Here is a 17,091-nt window from a genome sequence, read left to right on the forward strand (position 1 = left end):
ATTTGGGGCAAAGAAACTAAACTTTATTTAGTTTATCATTCCGCATTCATTATAAAATTGTTTTAAATAGGTTTCCATAAAATCGTGCCGTTGCTGCGCCAGCTTTTTGCCTGTGGTGGTATTCATCTTATCTTTCAGCAATAAAAGCTTTTCATAAAAATGGTTGATGGTTGGTGCCGATGTGTTTTTATATTCCTCCTTGCTCATGTTCAGATTAGGCTCAATCTCGGGATTGTAGAGCTCCCGGCCCTTAAAACCACCATAGGTAAAAGCCCGGGCAATACCAATAGCGCCAATAGCGTCCAGGCGATCAGCATCCTGTACAATAGCCAGTTCGGGAGAGTGAAAGGATGGTTTATCAAAACTTGATTTGAAAGACATGTGCCGGATAATCTGCTGCACATGTTCAATAATAGCGGCGTTTACCTGTATGCTTTGCAGATAATTGCCTGCCGTGCGCGGGCCTATCTCTTCGTCGCCATTGTGGAATTTACTATCGGCAATATCATGTAATAATGCCGCCAGTTCAACCGTAAGCAGATCGGCTTTTTCGGTTTGTGCTATCAATTTGGCATTAGTCCAAACTCTTTGTATATGCCACCAATCATGGCCGCCTTCGGCATTTTTAAGTGTTTCGCGCACAAATTGTACGGTTGCGTCAATCAATTCACTATGTTCCATCGGTCAAAAATAGTAAAAAGCTTATGGCCGAAAGCAAAAAGCACAAAGCAAAAAGATATTTCTATCCCCTGCTTTGTGCATTTGATTATTATAATATATAAAACGAGCTTTAGGCTTTCTGCCTTCCGCTTTATGCTTATCAGGCGGCTACTACTTTTTCGGTCTCGATGAGTTCATGAACATCCGAGCCCAGTATAGCAGCTATTTGAAAAAGGCGTTCAACCGTTATTTTAGTATAACCTAATTCAATTTTGCTGTAAGCATTTTGCGATATACTCAATTTTGCAGCAAGATATTCTTGCGTATAGTTCAGGCCCTCCCTGGTATTCCTGATATTGGCAGCAATCGCCTTTATTTTGAAATTCAGCATCTCTTTCATTCACGTAATAGATTGGTTATCTATAATTAACGAAACTAATAAACAGATGGATTTCTGTTTTTCTATTTTTAATTGAATTTTTTTTAATGGGTCGTGAAAGGTTAAAAAACGGAAGAGTGAAAATAAGAGGGAACAACAGCGCAAAAAACAAACCCATGAGCAATTCAATGATCATGGGTTTTGTCTGTTAAAATTTTATGGCTATTATATTATTCAGGTATATCGTAACTTACTATAACTGTAGGTAACAGGGTGGCATACTCTAAAGGTACCTGGTTGTATGATATAATAGGTTTACGCTGACTATAAAATTTGTAAGCATCCTTGATCGTTGCATTACTGGCCGCAGTTGGCGGGTTAAAGCTGATCGAAAATGGGATAATAAAATCGTGAAATTTCTCATGATCAGGGATCACCCATTTGTGATTTGATTTTTTAAGCGCTTCAATAATTGGTAAGGTTAGTACATAATCGTCGGCATAATAAACAATTATTTTTTTGATGGTACCCTTTTCATCCGCCGTAAATTTAAATACAGCAGTACCTGTAGCTTTCTTGTTAATGATATCCTGCGTTACTTTGAGGCTATCTCTAAAAAAACGGGTCATTACCGCGCCACCTCCCTGAAACGGAAATGCCAGTTCGGTTTGCGCTTTGCAATAGGCTGATAATAAAATAGCAGCTGATAATAATATGATCTTCTTCATTTATACTTCTTTTGGTTCTCTTTTGCTGCCTTCATACAGCTCATATTCCAGTAAACGGCAATCCAGCTTACCATTGTAAAATTCAATTCTGCGCGACGGGCGAAGGCCGATTTTTTTAGCCAGGTCTGGATTTCCTGTAAAAATATAGCCCCGGTATCCCAGGCATTTCTTTTTCATAAAATCGCCCATGCGTGCATAGGTAGCTTCCAGTTTGGAGTGTACACCCAGGCGTTCACCATATTCGGGGTTAAACATTACAATGCCTGTATCCTCGGGTACTTCAGTGTCTGCAAAATCACAAACGCTAAAATCTATCAAATGGTCTACACCTGCCGTTTTTGCATTCTTTTGTGCGATATCAACGGCATCGGCAGACAGATCGGTAGCGATGATCTTAAAGCCCGTTTCCTTTTTTGCCTTGTCTTTTAATTTACGGCGCTCGGTAAAAAATACCGTTTCATCATAACCTAAAATATGCATAAAGCCATAGTTCATCCTGAACAGGCCCGGGCATTTATCGGTTGCCAGCAAGGCGGCTTCGATGGCTAAAGTGCCCGATCCGCACATGGGATTGATGAACGTGCTTTGCCTGTCCCAGTTGGTAGCCATAACGGTTGAGGCCGCCAGGGCCTCCAGCATTGGCGCTTTACCTGGTATTTTACGATAACTGTGTTTGGCCAGGGTTTCGCCCGATGTATCGATAAAAACATCCGCATCGCTATCCTGCCAATACAGATGTATCAGCGTTTTGTTGGCTTCGGCGCCCGAGTTGGGGCGAATGCCTTTTATGGATTTTATCCTGTCGGCAATAGCATCTTTTACCTTTACATTGGCAAACAGAGGCGTAAGGATATGTTCGTTATTTACGTTTGATGATACCGAGAAATATCCGGCAAAATCAATCAGTTTTTCCCACTCAATGGTAACCAGCTCATTGTAAAGCTGAGCCGGATCATCGGCTTTAAAGCTTTTGAGTAAATAAAGCACCTGGCTGGCGCAGCGCAGGTTAAGGTTAAGCGCAATGGTATCGGTTACGGTACCTTTAAGCTCAATCCCGGTCTGGAAAACACGGGTTGGTGTAAAGCCCAGTGCCTCAACTTCTTGCTGCAGATAAGGCGAAAGCCTTTTATTGCATGTAATTACGATTTTACTCTCGGTGTGGAAAACTTGCATATTTATTTTGCGAATTTATAAATTAAAAACACCCTATTTTAATTTCTTATCTATTAACTTTACATTTTAAATTTTTTTGAGAAGATTATTATGGAAGTTAAAGGTAAGGTATATGAAGTGTCGCCAACAGTGCAGGTTACTGAATCACTAAAAAAACGCGAACTAATACTTGAATATATTGAGAACCCTCAATATCCTGAATATTTAAAGTTTGAAGCTATACAGGACCGTTGCGCCCTGCTTGACGCTGTTAAAGTAGGTGATGATGTAGAAGTGTTTTTTAACCTGAAAGGTCGTCCTTGGACTGATAAAACAGGCAAAAAAAGCTATTTCAATTCATTACAGTTATGGCGTGTTAATGCTTTGGCCGCAGGTGCCGGAAGCGCTACCACACCAGAGTATGCAGCACCATCACCGGATATTGCCTCTTCGGCCGATGATGATGATCTGCCATTCTAATTTCGCGGTGCGATAAGAAAAATATCATCTATATTAAAAAGATCCCTTTTAAAACTAAAAGGGATCTTTTTGCATTCAGGCGTTTTTAAAGCTATGGGGGGATTCCCCTATATTGGGATGGGTAGATAACAATCTAATGTCAGTCATTGGTTACCTAAGTAAGAGTAATAAGCCATGATTAGATATTGAGCTCAAAAGCCGTTAAGCAATAACATGAAGCATAGCCGCCTCACCCGGTCTACGCTTCGCTGAACCACCCTCTCTTCGCCTGCGGCGGAAAGAGGGTAGGGAAAACAAAAAAAATCCCCTCTATGCGCGAAGCGGAAAAAGGGGTGACAAGCGTAGCGCCGTCGGGGTGAGCCGATACTGCGGCTTTAGCCTAAATCTCCCTTTTATGAAAACTTGTGACACACCTAACTCTGGTTTAGCATAAGCTTCCCATTTCATTTTTGTATATTGTATAATTGCCGGTTGTTGATGAGCCGGAAAAAGGCAAAATGTTATATGTCAAAAGGTTATTGCCGGCTGATAATTGTTAAAATTTGTTAAAAGGAACTGTTGTACGGTTATTTTAAAATAATTTTGCTTGTTGACAAATGAAGAAAAGAAGCATCGGTTTAATAATTGGGTTAATGGGTTTTGCACTGCTCGGTGTAATGGCCATGCAATTATATTTTTTACGGCAATCGTACCAGATGCAATCGGAGTTGTTTGATCGCTCTGTAAACGAGGCGCTTAACAACGTGGTATCAAAGGTGAGCAAACAAGATGCTGTAAATTTTTTAAATAACAAGGCACAGCGAAAGGTGAGTAATGCTGATAATGCTACTGCCGGAATAAAGGTGGTAAAAAACGATGCCAATAAACTTTACCAGCCCAAAAGAAAAAAACAAACCCTGCGGGAAAAGAAAATAGCCCTTTTACGTGATAGTTTGGAGCGGATGATCATGCATAAAAAAATGGATGACGAACTGGCCAATTTACTGCAACAGGAAGGTACAGTTGATTTTCAGGTTAAGGTAGAGGAGTATACGGATGAGTTGGGCGTGGTGCATGGCCGGTTTACGCCACAAATTGTGCGTACGCGTATCAGCAGTGCTGTGCGCACCAAGAAACTGCATAAATATGATACCTTGAGGTATGTGTATATCGATCCTCAGTTCGGAAAACAACTGATCTCTGTACCTCAAATAAATCCTTTATGGCAGCGCGAGCAAATTCGCAAGCAAAAGGAACGCCAGGTTGCGCAGATCAAGAAAATGCTGGAAACGGATTCATTACAAAACATAAACGTTGGTAAAACTACGGTAATAGAGAATCTTGCTGAGGAATACCGTAAAACAGGCGAGCCGCTTAATAAGCGTATAAATCCGTTTTGGATAGATTCATTATTACGTTTTGAGCTGCATAATAAAGGTATTTCCCTGCCTTTTAGCTATGAAGTTACAACCGCCAACAGCGATTCACTCATATTTTCAAGCGCTATTGATAATGATGGCAACAAGCCTGTGTTTATTGCAGCCAATACCTATCAAACACCTATTTTTGGTAAAGATGTGATCAATGACCCTGGCAAGATCAAATTAGCTTTCCCACAAAAAAACTCCCTGATACTGCGTAATATGACTGCCACTATGGGTACTACCGGTGGGTTATTGTTTGTGTTAATATTTTGTTTTGGTTATACCATCTTCTCGATTCTTAAACAGAAGAAAGTTTCAGAAATGAAGATCGACTTTATCAATAATATGACCCATGAATTTAAAACTCCGGTATCAACCATCATGATAGCCAGCGAGGCTTTAAAGGACGCTGAAATCTCTGAGGATAAAAGTCGGGTATCTCGTTTAGCTAACATTATTTTTGAAGAAAACGCCCGTTTAGGTAGTCATATTGAACGGGTACTCAATATTGCCCGTATTGAAAAGAACGATTTTAAGCTGGATAAAAAACCGCTGGATGTGAACGATATGGTGACGGTAGTAATTGATAGCATGGCTCTTAAATTGCATAAATGTAACGCCAAAACCACCCTGGAGCTCACTGATGAAAATACAACCATCATAGCCGATGAACTGCACTTTTCGAACGTATTGTATAACCTGATAGATAATGCTATAAAATATAGCGCCGACACACCAGATATCACCATAACAACGTTAGTCAGAAACGGGCATGTGTTTATTCAGGTGGCAGACAAAGGTATAGGCATGAGCCGTGATCAGCAAACAAAAATATTTGAACAGTTTTATCGTATCCCAACCGGAAATCTTCATGATGTGAAAGGTTTTGGCTTGGGCTTAAGCTATGTAAATACCATTGTAAAAAGATTGAATGGGACGATAAGTGTAAAATCGGAAAAAGACAAAGGCTCGGAATTTGAGCTTAAATTTTCGCAGGTATAAGTGAGGCGCCAGTCCGGTAAGTGGGGAAGTCTGAAAAGTAAAAAGAGAACAATATAGATTTTGGATTCCCTGTGACTATCAGGCTTTCAAATAAAGGATAATCTTCCGGACTTGCCGACTTATCGGAATCCCGGACTAAAAAAAGCAAATGAAAAAAATACTACTGGTTGAAGATGATAACAATCTGGGCCTGTTACTGCAAGACTATCTGCAGTTAAAGGGCAAATTTGATGTTGTTTTATGTAAAGATGGCGAAGAGGGCCTTCGCGCCTTTACCAAGCAGGTATATGATCTGCTGATATTGGATGTGATGATGCCTAAGAAAGATGGCTTTACACTGGGTAAGGAAATCAGAAAGATAAACCCGCATGTCCCTATTATTTTTGCTACGGCAAAGGGTATGATAGAAGATAAGATGCAGGCGTTTAACCTGGGTGGCGACGATTATATTACCAAACCTTTCCGTATTGAGGAATTGTTGCTGCGTATTAACGCCATGCTTAAAAGAACGGAGCATACAGAGAAACGGGAAGAAGAAAAGCAAACCTCATTTAAAATTGGTAAATACGTATTTGATTTTACCCTGCAGATGATCTCTATCGGTGATAATCACCAAAAATTATCGACCAAAGAGGCTGAGTTACTCCGCTTGCTGTGTATGCGTAAAAATGAAGTACTTACCCGCGAAGAAGCATTGCTGAACATCTGGCATGATGACAATTACTTTAACGGCCGTAGTATGGATGTGTTTTTAAGCAAGATACGCAAGTATTTAAAAGATGACTCCAATGTGGAGATCATTAATGTTCATGGCAGAGGATATAAACTGCTGATCAACTAAAAAAATCATATAATAATCGCGTCATTGCTTCATACCGCGTAATGACGTGTCTCCATTAGGTCATTGCGAGGAGGATCGACGAAGCAATCTCCTCGCGTTCAATATACAAGCGAGGAGGTTGCCTCGCTATCACTCGCAGAAGACCTTGAGATATAAAATTCCTCCTTCTGGATTTCTTCTAAGTGACCAAAAAGTGGGTTTACATGGTTTACACTTTTTGATGATTTATTTCAATTAAATGACTGACTGTTAGATAGTTGTTTTAATTTTGGTTGTAAAAAGTGTAAACCATGTAAACCCACTTTTTTAATGAAATAATCTGCCAATTCGGGGGCTGTTTTTAAAACTTTGCCAAAGCACCCACTTGTAACAAATTTGTTAAGAGCGGATTGCTGCTTTTTCTGATGATTAATAAATAGATTTGTTATTGACTGATCACATAATTTATTATTCATGAAATTAAAACTACTTTTTTCATGCCTCATTTCTGTAGGCATTACCCTGCCTGTATTCGCGCAGGAAACCGTTGACCCGGCCATCGTTCAAAAAATAAGGGAGGAAGGTTTAAATCACTCCAAAGTAATGGAAACGGCGTTTTATCTCACCGATGTTTCAGGGCCTCGTTTAGCTGGTTCGCCAGGCTTAAAGCGCGCGCAGAACTGGGCCGTTAACCAACTTAAAACATGGGGCTTGGCCAATGCCAAGCTAGAGGCCTGGGGTAAATTTGGCAAAGGCTGGGAAGTTCAAAAAAATTATGCGGCTATCACCGTGCCCTACTACCATGCTATTATTGCTATTCCCAAAGCCTGGACACCGGGTACCGGTGGTTTGATCAAAGGAGATGTTATAGTGGTAAAAGCCGATTCGGCAATTGATCTGGATAAATACAAAGGAAAGCTGCAAGGCAAAGTGGTCATATTTGATACCAAGCCGTTAGTTGAGCGCAGCTTTAAGGTAGATGCCGCTCGCTATACAGATGAAGAGCTTACCGAAATGGCCAATGCCACCATGCAACCGGCTGATGGACGCCGGCAATTTGATCCTAACTCTCCCCAATTTGCTGCTATGCGTAAGCTTCGTGCTTTCCAAACTACTTTAAGAGCATTTATACATGATGAAAAAGCGGCGCTGATATTAAGCCAGGCCCGTGGTACAGATGGTACCGTATTTACCACCAATGGGGCATCATATGCCGATACCGCGAAAGCCGTATCGCCCGAGTTGGAAACCAGCAGCGAAGACTATCAGCGGATTTTACGCCTGGCAAAGGCCGGTCAAAAAGTGGAGTTGGAGGCGGATATCAAAACACAGTTTTTAACCGATGATTTGCAGGGGTATGACGTAGTAGCTGAAATTCCGGGTACGGATAAAAAATTAAAGGAGCAGGTAATCATGATAGGAGGTCACCTGGATTCATGGCATGCAGCTACTGGTGCCACTGATAACGCGGCAGGCAGCGCGGTAATGATGGAGGCCATGCGCATTTTAAAAGCCATCAACTTTAAGCCAAAACGCACCATACGTATAGCATTGTGGAGTTCGGAAGAGCAGGGCTTATTTGGCTCTCGCGGATATGTATTGAACCACTTTGGCGATCCGAAGACCATGCAGCTAAAACCAGAGCAAGCCAAACTATCAGCTTATTATAATCTGGATAACGGTACAGGCAAAATACGCGGTATTTATTTGCAAGGAGATTCGGCAGCCGGCCCAATATTTAAAACCTGGCTGGAGCCATTTAAAGACCTGGGGGCTACAACCGTGACTATTCGTAACACCGGTGGTACCGACCATCAATCGTTTGACGCGGTGGGCATACCGGGCTTCCAGTTTATACAGGATGCTATTGATTACGGTTCACGTACGCACCACAGTAATCAGGATACTTATGATAGGCTTATAGAAGATGATCTGAAACAGGCCGCTACTATCATTGCTTCTTTTGTATACAATACATCGGAGCGTGCCGAAATGATACCAAGAAAAGAATTGCCTAAAGCACAGGCGGCTAATTAAGAAGATTTGAATAAAAACCGCGTCATTGCGAGGAACGAAGCAGTGACGCGGTTTTTATTATATACTATTCCAATTCTACCTTCAGGTGCTGGTATGGGATCTCAATATTCTTAAATCCCGCCTCTTTCAGCTTAGTGCTAAAGTGTTGCTGCACTTCATACTCACCATGAACCAAAAATATTTTTTTAACCTTTGAAGGATCCTGACAGGCCAGAAAATGGAGCAGATCGTCATAATCACCATGGGCACTCATAGATTTGATCGATCTTACCTCGGCCTTTACTTCGTATAGTTCACCATAGATATGTACCTCATGGTCGCCATTAAGCAGGTGTCCGCCTAGGGAATTTGGCTCACAGTAACCTACCATTAAAATGGTGTTTTTATCACTGTTGATATTGTTTTTGATATGATGCTTTACCCTGCCAGCCTCCGCCATTCCCGATGAGGAGATAATAACGCAAGGGCGCTGATCATTGTTCAGCGCTTTTGATTGCTCCGTTGATTGTATAAACCGCAAACCTTTAAATCCGAAAGGATTGGCGTCAGTTTTTAAAACTTCTTTTACCCCCTTGTTATACACTTCCGGATGATTCATGAGCACTTCGGTCGCTTTTTGTGATAGCGGGCTATCTACGTAATAGTTTACATCGGGCAGTACACCTCTTAATTCTAATGCATTTAAAGCGTACAGCAATTCCTGGGTACGGCCAACGCTGAACGCGGGGATGATCACTTTTCCTTTTTTAACCTCGCATGTTTGTTTGATAATATCTAACAAGGCGTCTTCAATTGGCCCTTGCTCCTTATGGAGTGAATCACCGTAGGTTGATTCCAGTAAAATATAATCGGCCTGTTCAAATGTTTCCGGATCGTTCAACAACATATCATCATAACGGCCCACATCGCCACTGAAAGTAATATGGGTAGTCTTACCATCTTCCTGGATGGTTAAATGTACCGCGGCGCTACCCAAAATATGCCCGGCATCTGTAAAGGTGAGTTTTATGCTGGGTGTTATTTCATATGCTTCGTGATATTCAACAATTTTAAATAAGCGCAACGCCGCCATAGCCTGCTCGTCTGTATATAGTGCTTCCAACAATGGCTGACCTTTGCGGGCGCGATGCTTGTTGCTATAGGCAACATCCTGCATCTGTATATGAGCCGAATCGAGTAAAAGGATTCGTGCCAGGTCCATTGTAGCCGATGTGCAAAATATGGGACCGCTGAAACCCTCGGCTACTAGACGTGGTATCAATCCGCAATGATCAATATGCGCGTGTGAAAGTATCAGATAATCCACTTTCTTGGGGTTAAAGCCAAAATGCTCATTAAGATCTTCAGAATGCTCGCCCATGCCCTGGAACATGCCGCAATCCAATAAAATGGTTGTTTCGTCCTTAAGTCGGATCAGATGCTTGCTGCCGGTAACGGTACGGGCGGCGCCATGAAAAGTTATATTCATTTATAATAGGTATGAAAGTACTAACGAAGATGCACAATAAAGCGGATAAAACCATCATGAGCTAAAGCTCTGCAACCGGAATGTATAAAACGACTCATGATAGCTTCATCACCTTAAAAAGAAGTTTACTCTGATGAAAAATAAAAACTAAAACTTTAGTTGTTATTTTGATTTATAGTATCTAACTTAGATTAACCAATTGGATAATTTGATGCAGTGTTGGTTAATGCATCAAGAAAATTTACAACATGTACTATGGAAATTAAAGAATTAACGCGCGCCGAAGAACAAATTATGCAAGTATTATGGCAGTTGGAAAAAGGCTATGTAAAAGATGTGATCGATCAGCTACCCGAACCCAAACCCGCTTATAATACGGTATCAACCATAATCAGGATATTGGAAACAAAAGGTTTTGTAGGACATGAGGCATTTGGTAAAAGCCATCAATACCACCCTATAGTAAGCAAAGATCAGTACCAGAACTTTGCTGCCGATAAATTATTGAGTGGTTACTTCGATAACTCGGTAAACCGGATGCTGTCCTTTTTTGTAAAGAAGGAAAAGATAGACCTGAAAGAGGCTGATGCCATTATGAAACTGATTGAAAAACTTAAAGACCAATAGTTATGAGCTGGTGGCAATACTTATTACTGGTAAATATTTACCTGGTACTGTTTTATGTATTTTATGTTTTACTACTGCGAAAAGAGACATTTTTTCAGCTTAACCGCATCTACCTGGTAACGGCCGCGTTATTATCGTTCTTTATACCAATGATCCAGGCAGATTGGGTGCAAAATTTGTTTATTACACAGCAAGTAAAATATACTATATACAGCAGTCCGGTAATGATTTATAGTCTTAAGCCCGTTGTTGCCAGCCACATCAGTATTGGTCAGGTACTGGCCTGTTTGTATGGCGCTGGTATCTTGTTTTTATCGGTAAGGCTCATTTGGCAGCTTATCAAACTAAAAAGGGTGATCAACCAACCGCAGGCAACTGCCGCTTACTCTTTTTTTGGTACAGTACGACTGGATGAAGCCAATTCTAATAATACCATCATTGAGGCTCATGAGCAAGTTCATGCAAAGCAATGGCACTCGGCCGATGTAATGCTAGTTGAATTGGTTATGATCATTAACTGGTTTAATCCGGTGGTATATATGTACCGTTTCGCCATCAAGCACATTCATGAATACATTGCCGACAGGCAGGCTGTACAAGCTGGCACCAACAAAGCCGAATACGCCTTATTACTGCTGAGTCAAACATTTGAATCACCGGCACATCAGCTGGTTAATCCATTTTTTAATCACAGTTTATTAAAGCAGCGTATCATCATGTTACAAAAAAATAAATCACAACGTATCTCACTCATTAAATACGGTCTCTCTGCCCCCCTGTTCATATTGATGCTTATTTTATCATCAGCAACTATTAACAACAGCAAGCCGGTTACTGTGATCAATAAAAGCGCTCATCAATTGTTTACCACACCTGCCAGTTCTGTTGGGTTAAAAGATGTATTTGATGGTAATACGCCATCGGATGCTAAAGAAACGACACGCCCTAAAGAAACAACTGTCATTGTTAAACCAGGCGAGAAGCCTGTTTCTGTTGAGGCCGATCCTGATCAGATTTTTACGGCAGTTGAGTTGGTACCGGAGTATCCGGGAGGTTTAGATAAATTGGGGAGCTATTTGGCCAAATTCATCAGGTATCCCGCTGTAGCTCGGGAAAACGGTATACAAGGACGTGTAATTATTACCTTTGTTGTGGAACGTGACGGCTCTTTAAGCAAGGTTAAAGTTGTTAGGGGTATTGGTAGCGGTTGCGATGAAGAGGCGGTTCGTGTCATGAAAAATTCACCAAAATGGAAGCCTGGGATACAGAACGGCAGACCAGTAAGGGTTCAATATTCTATTCCGATCAGCTTTACGCTAGTCCAGGATGCAATGCCTGCCGACACAGTAAAGAAGGACGGGAAAATATTCATGTCTGTTGAACAAGTGCCTGAGTTTCCGGGCGGCCTTAATGCCTTTGGTAAATTCCTGGGTGATAATATCAAATATCCAAAAGCCGACCGTGAAAAAGGTATAAAGGGGCGGGTTATTGCCACCTTCGTTGTAGAAGCGGATGGTTCATTATCAAATATCAGAGTTGTTCGAGGGCTCAGCGAAACTATTGATGCAGAAGCGGTGCGGGTATTGGATATATCGCCTAAATGGAAACCTGGTGTACAAAATGGTAAGGCAGTGCGGGTTCAATACTCTGTGCCGATCAGTTTTACCTTAGACAACGATAAATCAGGCAAACCCGGGCTGGATAAGATAGGAACTACAGGAGCGGATCAGGATAAAAACGAAGTTAATACTATTGCTCAAAACACAAACAAAACGCTTAGCAACCCATTGACTATTACTTTTCGTGACAAGAATGCCCTGCAAGCCGAACCATTATATTTAGTAGATGGTAAGGTGATCGATAAATCGGATATGGCGTATATAATGCCCAGCTCTATCGAAAGTGTAACTGTGTTGAAAGATGGGGCAGCTACATCCATTTATGGAAAAAAAGGCGCAAATGGGGTTGTTCTGGTCAATTTAAAAAAGCAAAAGAATAAAACGGAACAACCTAAAAGCAATTAATAAAACCTTAACCTTATCCACAAAAAGCCTTTCATAGTTATGTATGAAAGGTTTTTGTGTTTGCGATATTACTTTTTCTTTTTAGTGGCTTCGCCAATAGGTTTTACCACATCTTTTTTACCTGACTGATAATCTGAAGGGGCTTTTTTGCTGCCTTCGGCCGCAGGTTTCTTTTTTTCCTTAACGGCTTGCCTGTCTTTGCTCATAGTTTTATGTTTTAAATGTTAATGATAACAGCATGTTGATATTTACACCTGTCACTAAGTACATATTGTTTGCAGTATTTTCCAGGCCAATTCGGTTAATGCCCGGTTTAGAGAAGAAAAAGGTTGCTTTAATTTAAAAACGCTATATCTTTGACCGTTTTTACAGCAACCGATTAAAGGTAGCTTATTTAAATTTAATAGCAGCTTTTATATTATGCACATTTTAATACCAAATGCCTGTATAATTGCTTAGCTTTGAAACAATTTTTGATACACATACATTTATACAGATAAATTATACAATTCGCTTAAAATGAAAAGTTTTATTTCACCAACACTTTATGCAGCTTTTAACTACGTGATCGCTATAGTACTGATTGCTTCACCATGGTTATTTGGTTTTGAAGGTCATAAAATAGGCGCGGCTTTGTTTTTGCCTATGATCATTGGATGGTTTCAGTTGATCATGGCGATTTTTAGCAACCATCAGTTTGGTTTTCTTAAACAGTTCCCTTTACAAATGCATTTCTTTTTGGATGTGCTTTCAGGTTCGTTCCTGTTTTGCTCACCATGGATATATGATTACGCTCACGTAACATTTTGGCCACAGGTTATCATGGGTGGCTTACTGGTTATTTTTGGTGCTTTTACCAAGGGTTCAAGATTTTCAACCCCAGCTGTTCATCATCATGATGGTGGCTTGGCTACATTACGCGAGGAATAAGCAAAATTCAAGATACAAAACAAAGAGGGCGCAAATTTTTTGCGCCCTCTTTGTTTTACCTGATTCCGGTATCGTAAAACTGACGTCTTAAGTCAAACTCTCTATATTAAAATACCTCGTTGAGCCCCAGGAAAAAGCCGCTTGACCCATAGCTGCCCCTGCCATAATCGATACAAAGATTAGATCGGGTGTATTTGTTAAACAACAATCGCAAGCCCACACCAGCCCCGGGTTCCCAATGGCTCAACAGTTTAATGTCGCGGTGATTATCGGCCGATTCGATGTTGACAAAAGTAACACCACTAAGCAGTTTATTATCCGTGATCGGAAAGCGATACTCCGCCTCATTATATACAAAGGAATAGCCTTTAAAACGCCCCGTAATAAAAGCGCGACCAATACGACCATAGGCATCGCTACCCGTACCCGGCAGGTCAAGGTAGGGTAAGGAACCGTTAAGCAGGTAACTGGCCCAATGCCAGAAGGCCAAAACCTTTTCTGGGTTACTTTCAGACAAACTCCAGTATTTTCTAAACTCCACTTTTAACTGCAGGGCCTTGCGGTCGCTGCCAAGCCAGGTTTCATTTTCTTTTAAAATAACATCGGCATAAATGCCCTTAAATGGCCGGTTGGGCTGGTCGCGGTTATTAAACTGAAAGTTTACCAATACGCCATTAGCCGCATAGGCATTTGGCGAATAACCGTTTTTAATACTATATCTGTAATTATGGGTGGCCGTTATCGGTACGTTTTTACGATCATCGTCAATATGGCTGTAAAAGTTGAAGCTAAGACCGGCTCCGGCATAAATATGATTAGCTAGCTTACGGTATATCCGCTCATTAATTTTGATATAAACATACCTTACCGGGTACTCATCGGGGTTATTTTCATAATATTGGCCGCCCACATGAAAGTTCCCCTCGCCAGAGCTGCGGCGCCCGGTACCCAGGCCATTATCTTTTGCAATGGTTTTTCCGATTTGCATCACGCCCTGCAGGTTCCATATATTTTGGGACGAGAACGCGTTATGCTTAAACTCAAACGTGGAGAGTTTATTGGTAGAAATATACGCACCTGCATTAATTACCGACATGGTAGTATTTTCTGGATTGCCAAAGTACTTACCACCCGATGTGATGGCCCCTATAGCAAAACCTACGCTGGGATTGTAAGCCGCAGATGGTAGTACCGACCATGTAGAAGGTTTCTTTATTTTGCTGGTATCCGTTTTGGACTTTTTGCCGCTGAAAAGCGAACTCAAAAAGCCATTGGCATCTCGCTGTGATTCCAGCGAATCGGTGGTTACGGTCCTTCCTGTTTGTGCCAATAGGGTGTTCGCGCTCAGAGTTATCAGGCATAGGGCAAGCGCGTAGCGGCAAATCAACGGGGTCAATTGAATTTTATTAATTAGAGTTCAGCTAATATAGAATTATATATGTAGGATTAAAATACCACTCCGGATAATTGATGGTTAAATTTTTTGAGACAGTAGTCGTTAAAACTTTTTAAACCTTGAATTTTAACAAATTTCTGCCCGAAAACGGCTTGTTTTGCCTCAAAAAACGCTCGAAAAACATCGATTTTAACACTTTTTAACAAATTTTAACTTGTTTTTTGCGTGTTTTTAAAACTTTAAAAAGTATTAATTTGTTGATTGTCAAATAACTATGTGTAAAATAATCTATTTTAGACCTTGTTGGGGTCTTAACAAAACAGCCCGGTTAGCTTGTAGAACGCTAACCGGGCTGGGAATCATATAAAGGTACGAAAAATTGTCGGAATTAACCAGTCCTTTTATATCGGGCGGTTTTGAATAGTTCGAGACCCGCTCTTGGCCGCGGGAGGGCCAGTTACTTTGTAGCCACAAAGTAACCAAAGGGCTTTCAGCAGAGAGGCTTCCTTGCCGCACTTGGCCTTTGCACTGCAAAGCGGGTAGAACCACGGGCTGCTAAACCTTACCTCCACTTCGTTCGCTCATTCCCTTGCTTCAGGTAATGTTCGCAATGCCCTTGCAACCGCACCCGCCCACCATTGTTCTGCCCGCTTTCGCCCGAAGCTTATCTGCTGACGAGAAGAAAAGGCGCTTTCAATCAATAATTCACTAAATCATTAATTCAATAATTGCTCCCCGCGTTAGGGATAGCAGCGGATACAGGCCTGTGGCTAATGCCTGCGCAGTATGAGCGGATAGCCCGGGCCGCAGGCAACGCCATAGATCTGATTTCGGAATTCGGATGTTCGATTTTGAATTTATTTGTGTTCTTTTTGTGGAGTAGGCTTTCTTGAAAATTATACGCTACAGTAAATATACAATCTTCAGAAAAAGCAATCGTCACCATACTTCTACCCCTAAAAACGGCGTAGCCCTCAACGGAGTTAATCAAGGTTAAAACAACACATTAATTTTCACTGCAATATTTTTCCTCAAAACCATTTGTTAATAACATAAATAGCTGTATCTTTGCAGTCCCGAAAATGCGGGGTATAATAAACGTTTAAACAATTTAATTTAAAGCAAGTGAATACGTTAAGTTACAAAACTGTCTCAGCCAACAAAAAAACCGTTAACAAACAATGGGTTGTTGTTGACGCACAAGGCGAGATTTTGGGGCGCTTGTCTACGAAGATCGCCATGATCATCCGTGGAAAAACCAAGCCAGATTTCACCCCGAACGTAGACTGCGGTGATAATGTAATAGTTATCAATGCAGACAAGGTAAAGTTGACCGGAAACAAATTAAGCGCAAAGCAATATGTTTCTTACACTGGTTATCCAGGTGGTCAGCGTTTCATTTCTCCTAAGGAGTTAATGGCAAAACATCCAACACGTGTAATTGAAAAAGCGGTGCGTGGTATGTTACCTAAAAATCGTTTGGGTAAAGCATTATTTGGTAATCTGTATGTATATGCAGGTTCTGAGCATCCTCATGCAGCACAAAACCCAACAACCATTTAACTTTTTATTTTTAAAGGAGAAAAAAAATGCCAACAACTAACACTTCAGGCAGAAGAAAAACAGCCGTTGCCCGCATCTACCTTTCAGAAGGAAATGGTGCGATCATCGTAAACGGTAAAGATTACAAAGAGTACTTCCCAACATTGCCATTACAATACATCGTTACTCAGAGCACTGAGGTTTCTGGTTCAACCGGAAAATTTGATGTTAAAGTAAATGTTGCAGGTGGTGGTATTAAAGGACAGGCAGAAGCCGTTCGTTTAGCTATTGCGAAAGCCATTGTTGAACTTGATCCTGAAAAGAAACCTTCACTACGCGCTAAAGGTATTATGACACGTGATGACCGTATGGTTGAGCGTAAAAAACCAGGTCGTAAGAAAGCACGTAAGAGATTCCAATTCAGTAAACGTTAATCAAAGGAG

At 41.1% G+C, this 17,091-nt stretch carries 17 protein-coding genes; 9 read left to right on the forward strand and 8 right to left on the reverse strand.

Features of this window, described 5'->3' with window-relative positions:
* Window positions 1-27: 27 nt before the first annotated feature.
* The 4 genes from G7092_RS22240 to G7092_RS22255 all read right to left on the reverse strand — a co-directional run bounded on the left by G7092_RS22240 (window position 28) and on the right by G7092_RS22255 (window position 2,940).
* Entirely contained in the window at window positions 28-681 is a 654-nt protein-coding gene (locus G7092_RS22240) for an HD domain-containing protein (protein WP_166092695.1), read from the reverse strand.
* A gap of 139 nt (window positions 682-820) precedes the next feature.
* Window positions 821-1,060 carry a helix-turn-helix domain-containing protein gene (locus tag G7092_RS22245; RefSeq protein ID WP_166092697.1) on the reverse strand — a complete coding sequence of 80 codons (240 nt, stop codon included), beginning with the start codon at window positions 1,058-1,060 and terminating at the stop codon, window positions 821-823.
* Between the two features lie 209 nt (window positions 1,061-1,269).
* Window positions 1,270-1,767: a hypothetical protein gene (locus tag G7092_RS22250; RefSeq protein ID WP_166092699.1), complete on the reverse strand. Its 498-nt coding sequence runs from the start codon at window positions 1,765-1,767 to the stop codon at window positions 1,270-1,272.
* Window positions 1,768-2,940, reverse strand: coding sequence for a THUMP domain-containing class I SAM-dependent RNA methyltransferase (locus tag G7092_RS22255; RefSeq protein WP_166092701.1), 1,173 nt, complete (start codon window positions 2,938-2,940; stop codon window positions 1,768-1,770).
* Window positions 2,941-3,030: 90 nt separating this feature from the next.
* On the opposite strand from G7092_RS22255, the gene G7092_RS22260 reads away from it, so the two are divergent.
* From G7092_RS22260 to G7092_RS22270, 3 genes are all read left to right on the forward strand, one after another.
* The gene (locus tag G7092_RS22260) at window positions 3,031-3,399 is read left to right on the forward strand and encodes a DUF3127 domain-containing protein (RefSeq protein ID WP_166092703.1); all 369 of its coding nucleotides are present in this window, start codon (window positions 3,031-3,033) and stop codon (window positions 3,397-3,399) included.
* A 596-nt stretch (window positions 3,400-3,995) separates the two neighbouring features.
* Window positions 3,996-5,804 (forward strand): sensor histidine kinase, encoded by a 1,809-nt coding sequence (locus G7092_RS22265; RefSeq protein ID WP_166092706.1) that lies wholly within the window; start codon window positions 3,996-3,998, stop codon window positions 5,802-5,804.
* Window positions 5,805-5,952: 148 nt separating this feature from the next.
* A complete protein-coding gene (locus G7092_RS22270; protein WP_166092708.1) occupies window positions 5,953-6,645 on the forward strand; it encodes a response regulator transcription factor in 693 nt (230 codons plus the stop codon).
* A 230-nt stretch (window positions 6,646-6,875) separates the two neighbouring features.
* Here G7092_RS22270 and G7092_RS22275 read toward each other — a convergent pair whose 3' ends face one another.
* Window positions 6,876-7,100, reverse strand: coding sequence for a hypothetical protein (locus tag G7092_RS22275; RefSeq protein WP_166092710.1), 225 nt, complete (start codon window positions 7,098-7,100; stop codon window positions 6,876-6,878).
* Between G7092_RS22275 and G7092_RS22280 the strand changes: the two genes are divergently transcribed.
* Entirely contained in the window at window positions 7,099-8,661 is a 1,563-nt protein-coding gene (locus G7092_RS22280; RefSeq protein WP_166092712.1) for a M20/M25/M40 family metallo-hydrolase, read from the forward strand. The two genes, G7092_RS22275 and G7092_RS22280, sit on opposite strands and share 2 nt — an antisense overlap.
* Before the next feature lie 64 nt (window positions 8,662-8,725).
* Here the strand turns inward: G7092_RS22280 and G7092_RS22285 are convergent, their stop codons facing one another.
* Entirely contained in the window at window positions 8,726-10,129 is a 1,404-nt protein-coding gene (locus G7092_RS22285) for an MBL fold metallo-hydrolase RNA specificity domain-containing protein (protein WP_166092714.1), read from the reverse strand.
* 255 nt (window positions 10,130-10,384) lie between these two features.
* Between G7092_RS22285 and G7092_RS22290 the strand changes: the two genes are divergently transcribed.
* Entirely contained in the window at window positions 10,385-10,756 is a 372-nt protein-coding gene (locus G7092_RS22290) for a BlaI/MecI/CopY family transcriptional regulator (RefSeq protein ID WP_076371720.1), read from the forward strand.
* A gap of 2 nt (window positions 10,757-10,758) precedes the next feature.
* The gene (locus tag G7092_RS22295; protein ID WP_166092717.1) at window positions 10,759-12,780 is read left to right on the forward strand and encodes a M56 family metallopeptidase; all 2,022 of its coding nucleotides are present in this window, start codon (window positions 10,759-10,761) and stop codon (window positions 12,778-12,780) included.
* 68 nt (window positions 12,781-12,848) lie between these two features.
* On the opposite strand, the gene G7092_RS22300 is transcribed toward G7092_RS22295, so the two are convergent.
* Window positions 12,849-12,986: a hypothetical protein gene (locus G7092_RS22300; RefSeq protein ID WP_166092719.1), complete on the reverse strand. Its 138-nt coding sequence runs from the start codon at window positions 12,984-12,986 to the stop codon at window positions 12,849-12,851.
* 313 nt (window positions 12,987-13,299) lie between these two features.
* On the opposite strand from G7092_RS22300, the gene G7092_RS22305 reads away from it, so the two are divergent.
* Window positions 13,300-13,710 (forward strand): SPW repeat domain-containing protein, encoded by a 411-nt coding sequence (locus G7092_RS22305; RefSeq protein ID WP_166092721.1) that lies wholly within the window; start codon window positions 13,300-13,302, stop codon window positions 13,708-13,710.
* 106 nt (window positions 13,711-13,816) lie between these two features.
* On the opposite strand, the gene G7092_RS22310 is transcribed toward G7092_RS22305, so the two are convergent.
* Window positions 13,817-15,106: a BamA/TamA family outer membrane protein gene (locus tag G7092_RS22310; protein ID WP_166092723.1), complete on the reverse strand. Its 1,290-nt coding sequence runs from the start codon at window positions 15,104-15,106 to the stop codon at window positions 13,817-13,819.
* Between the two features lie 1,125 nt (window positions 15,107-16,231).
* On the opposite strand from G7092_RS22310, the gene rplM reads away from it, so the two are divergent.
* The gene (gene rplM, locus G7092_RS22315) at window positions 16,232-16,669 is read left to right on the forward strand and encodes a 50S ribosomal protein L13 (protein ID WP_166092725.1); all 438 of its coding nucleotides are present in this window, start codon (window positions 16,232-16,234) and stop codon (window positions 16,667-16,669) included.
* Window positions 16,670-16,695: 26 nt separating this feature from the next.
* Window positions 16,696-17,082: a 30S ribosomal protein S9 gene (rpsI, locus tag G7092_RS22320; RefSeq protein WP_076371737.1), complete on the forward strand. Its 387-nt coding sequence runs from the start codon at window positions 16,696-16,698 to the stop codon at window positions 17,080-17,082.
* Window positions 17,083-17,091 lie beyond the last annotated feature (9 nt).

The sequence above is a fragment of the Mucilaginibacter inviolabilis genome, from assembly GCF_011089895.1.
Classification (GTDB): Bacteria; Bacteroidota; Bacteroidia; order Sphingobacteriales; family Sphingobacteriaceae; genus Mucilaginibacter; species Mucilaginibacter inviolabilis.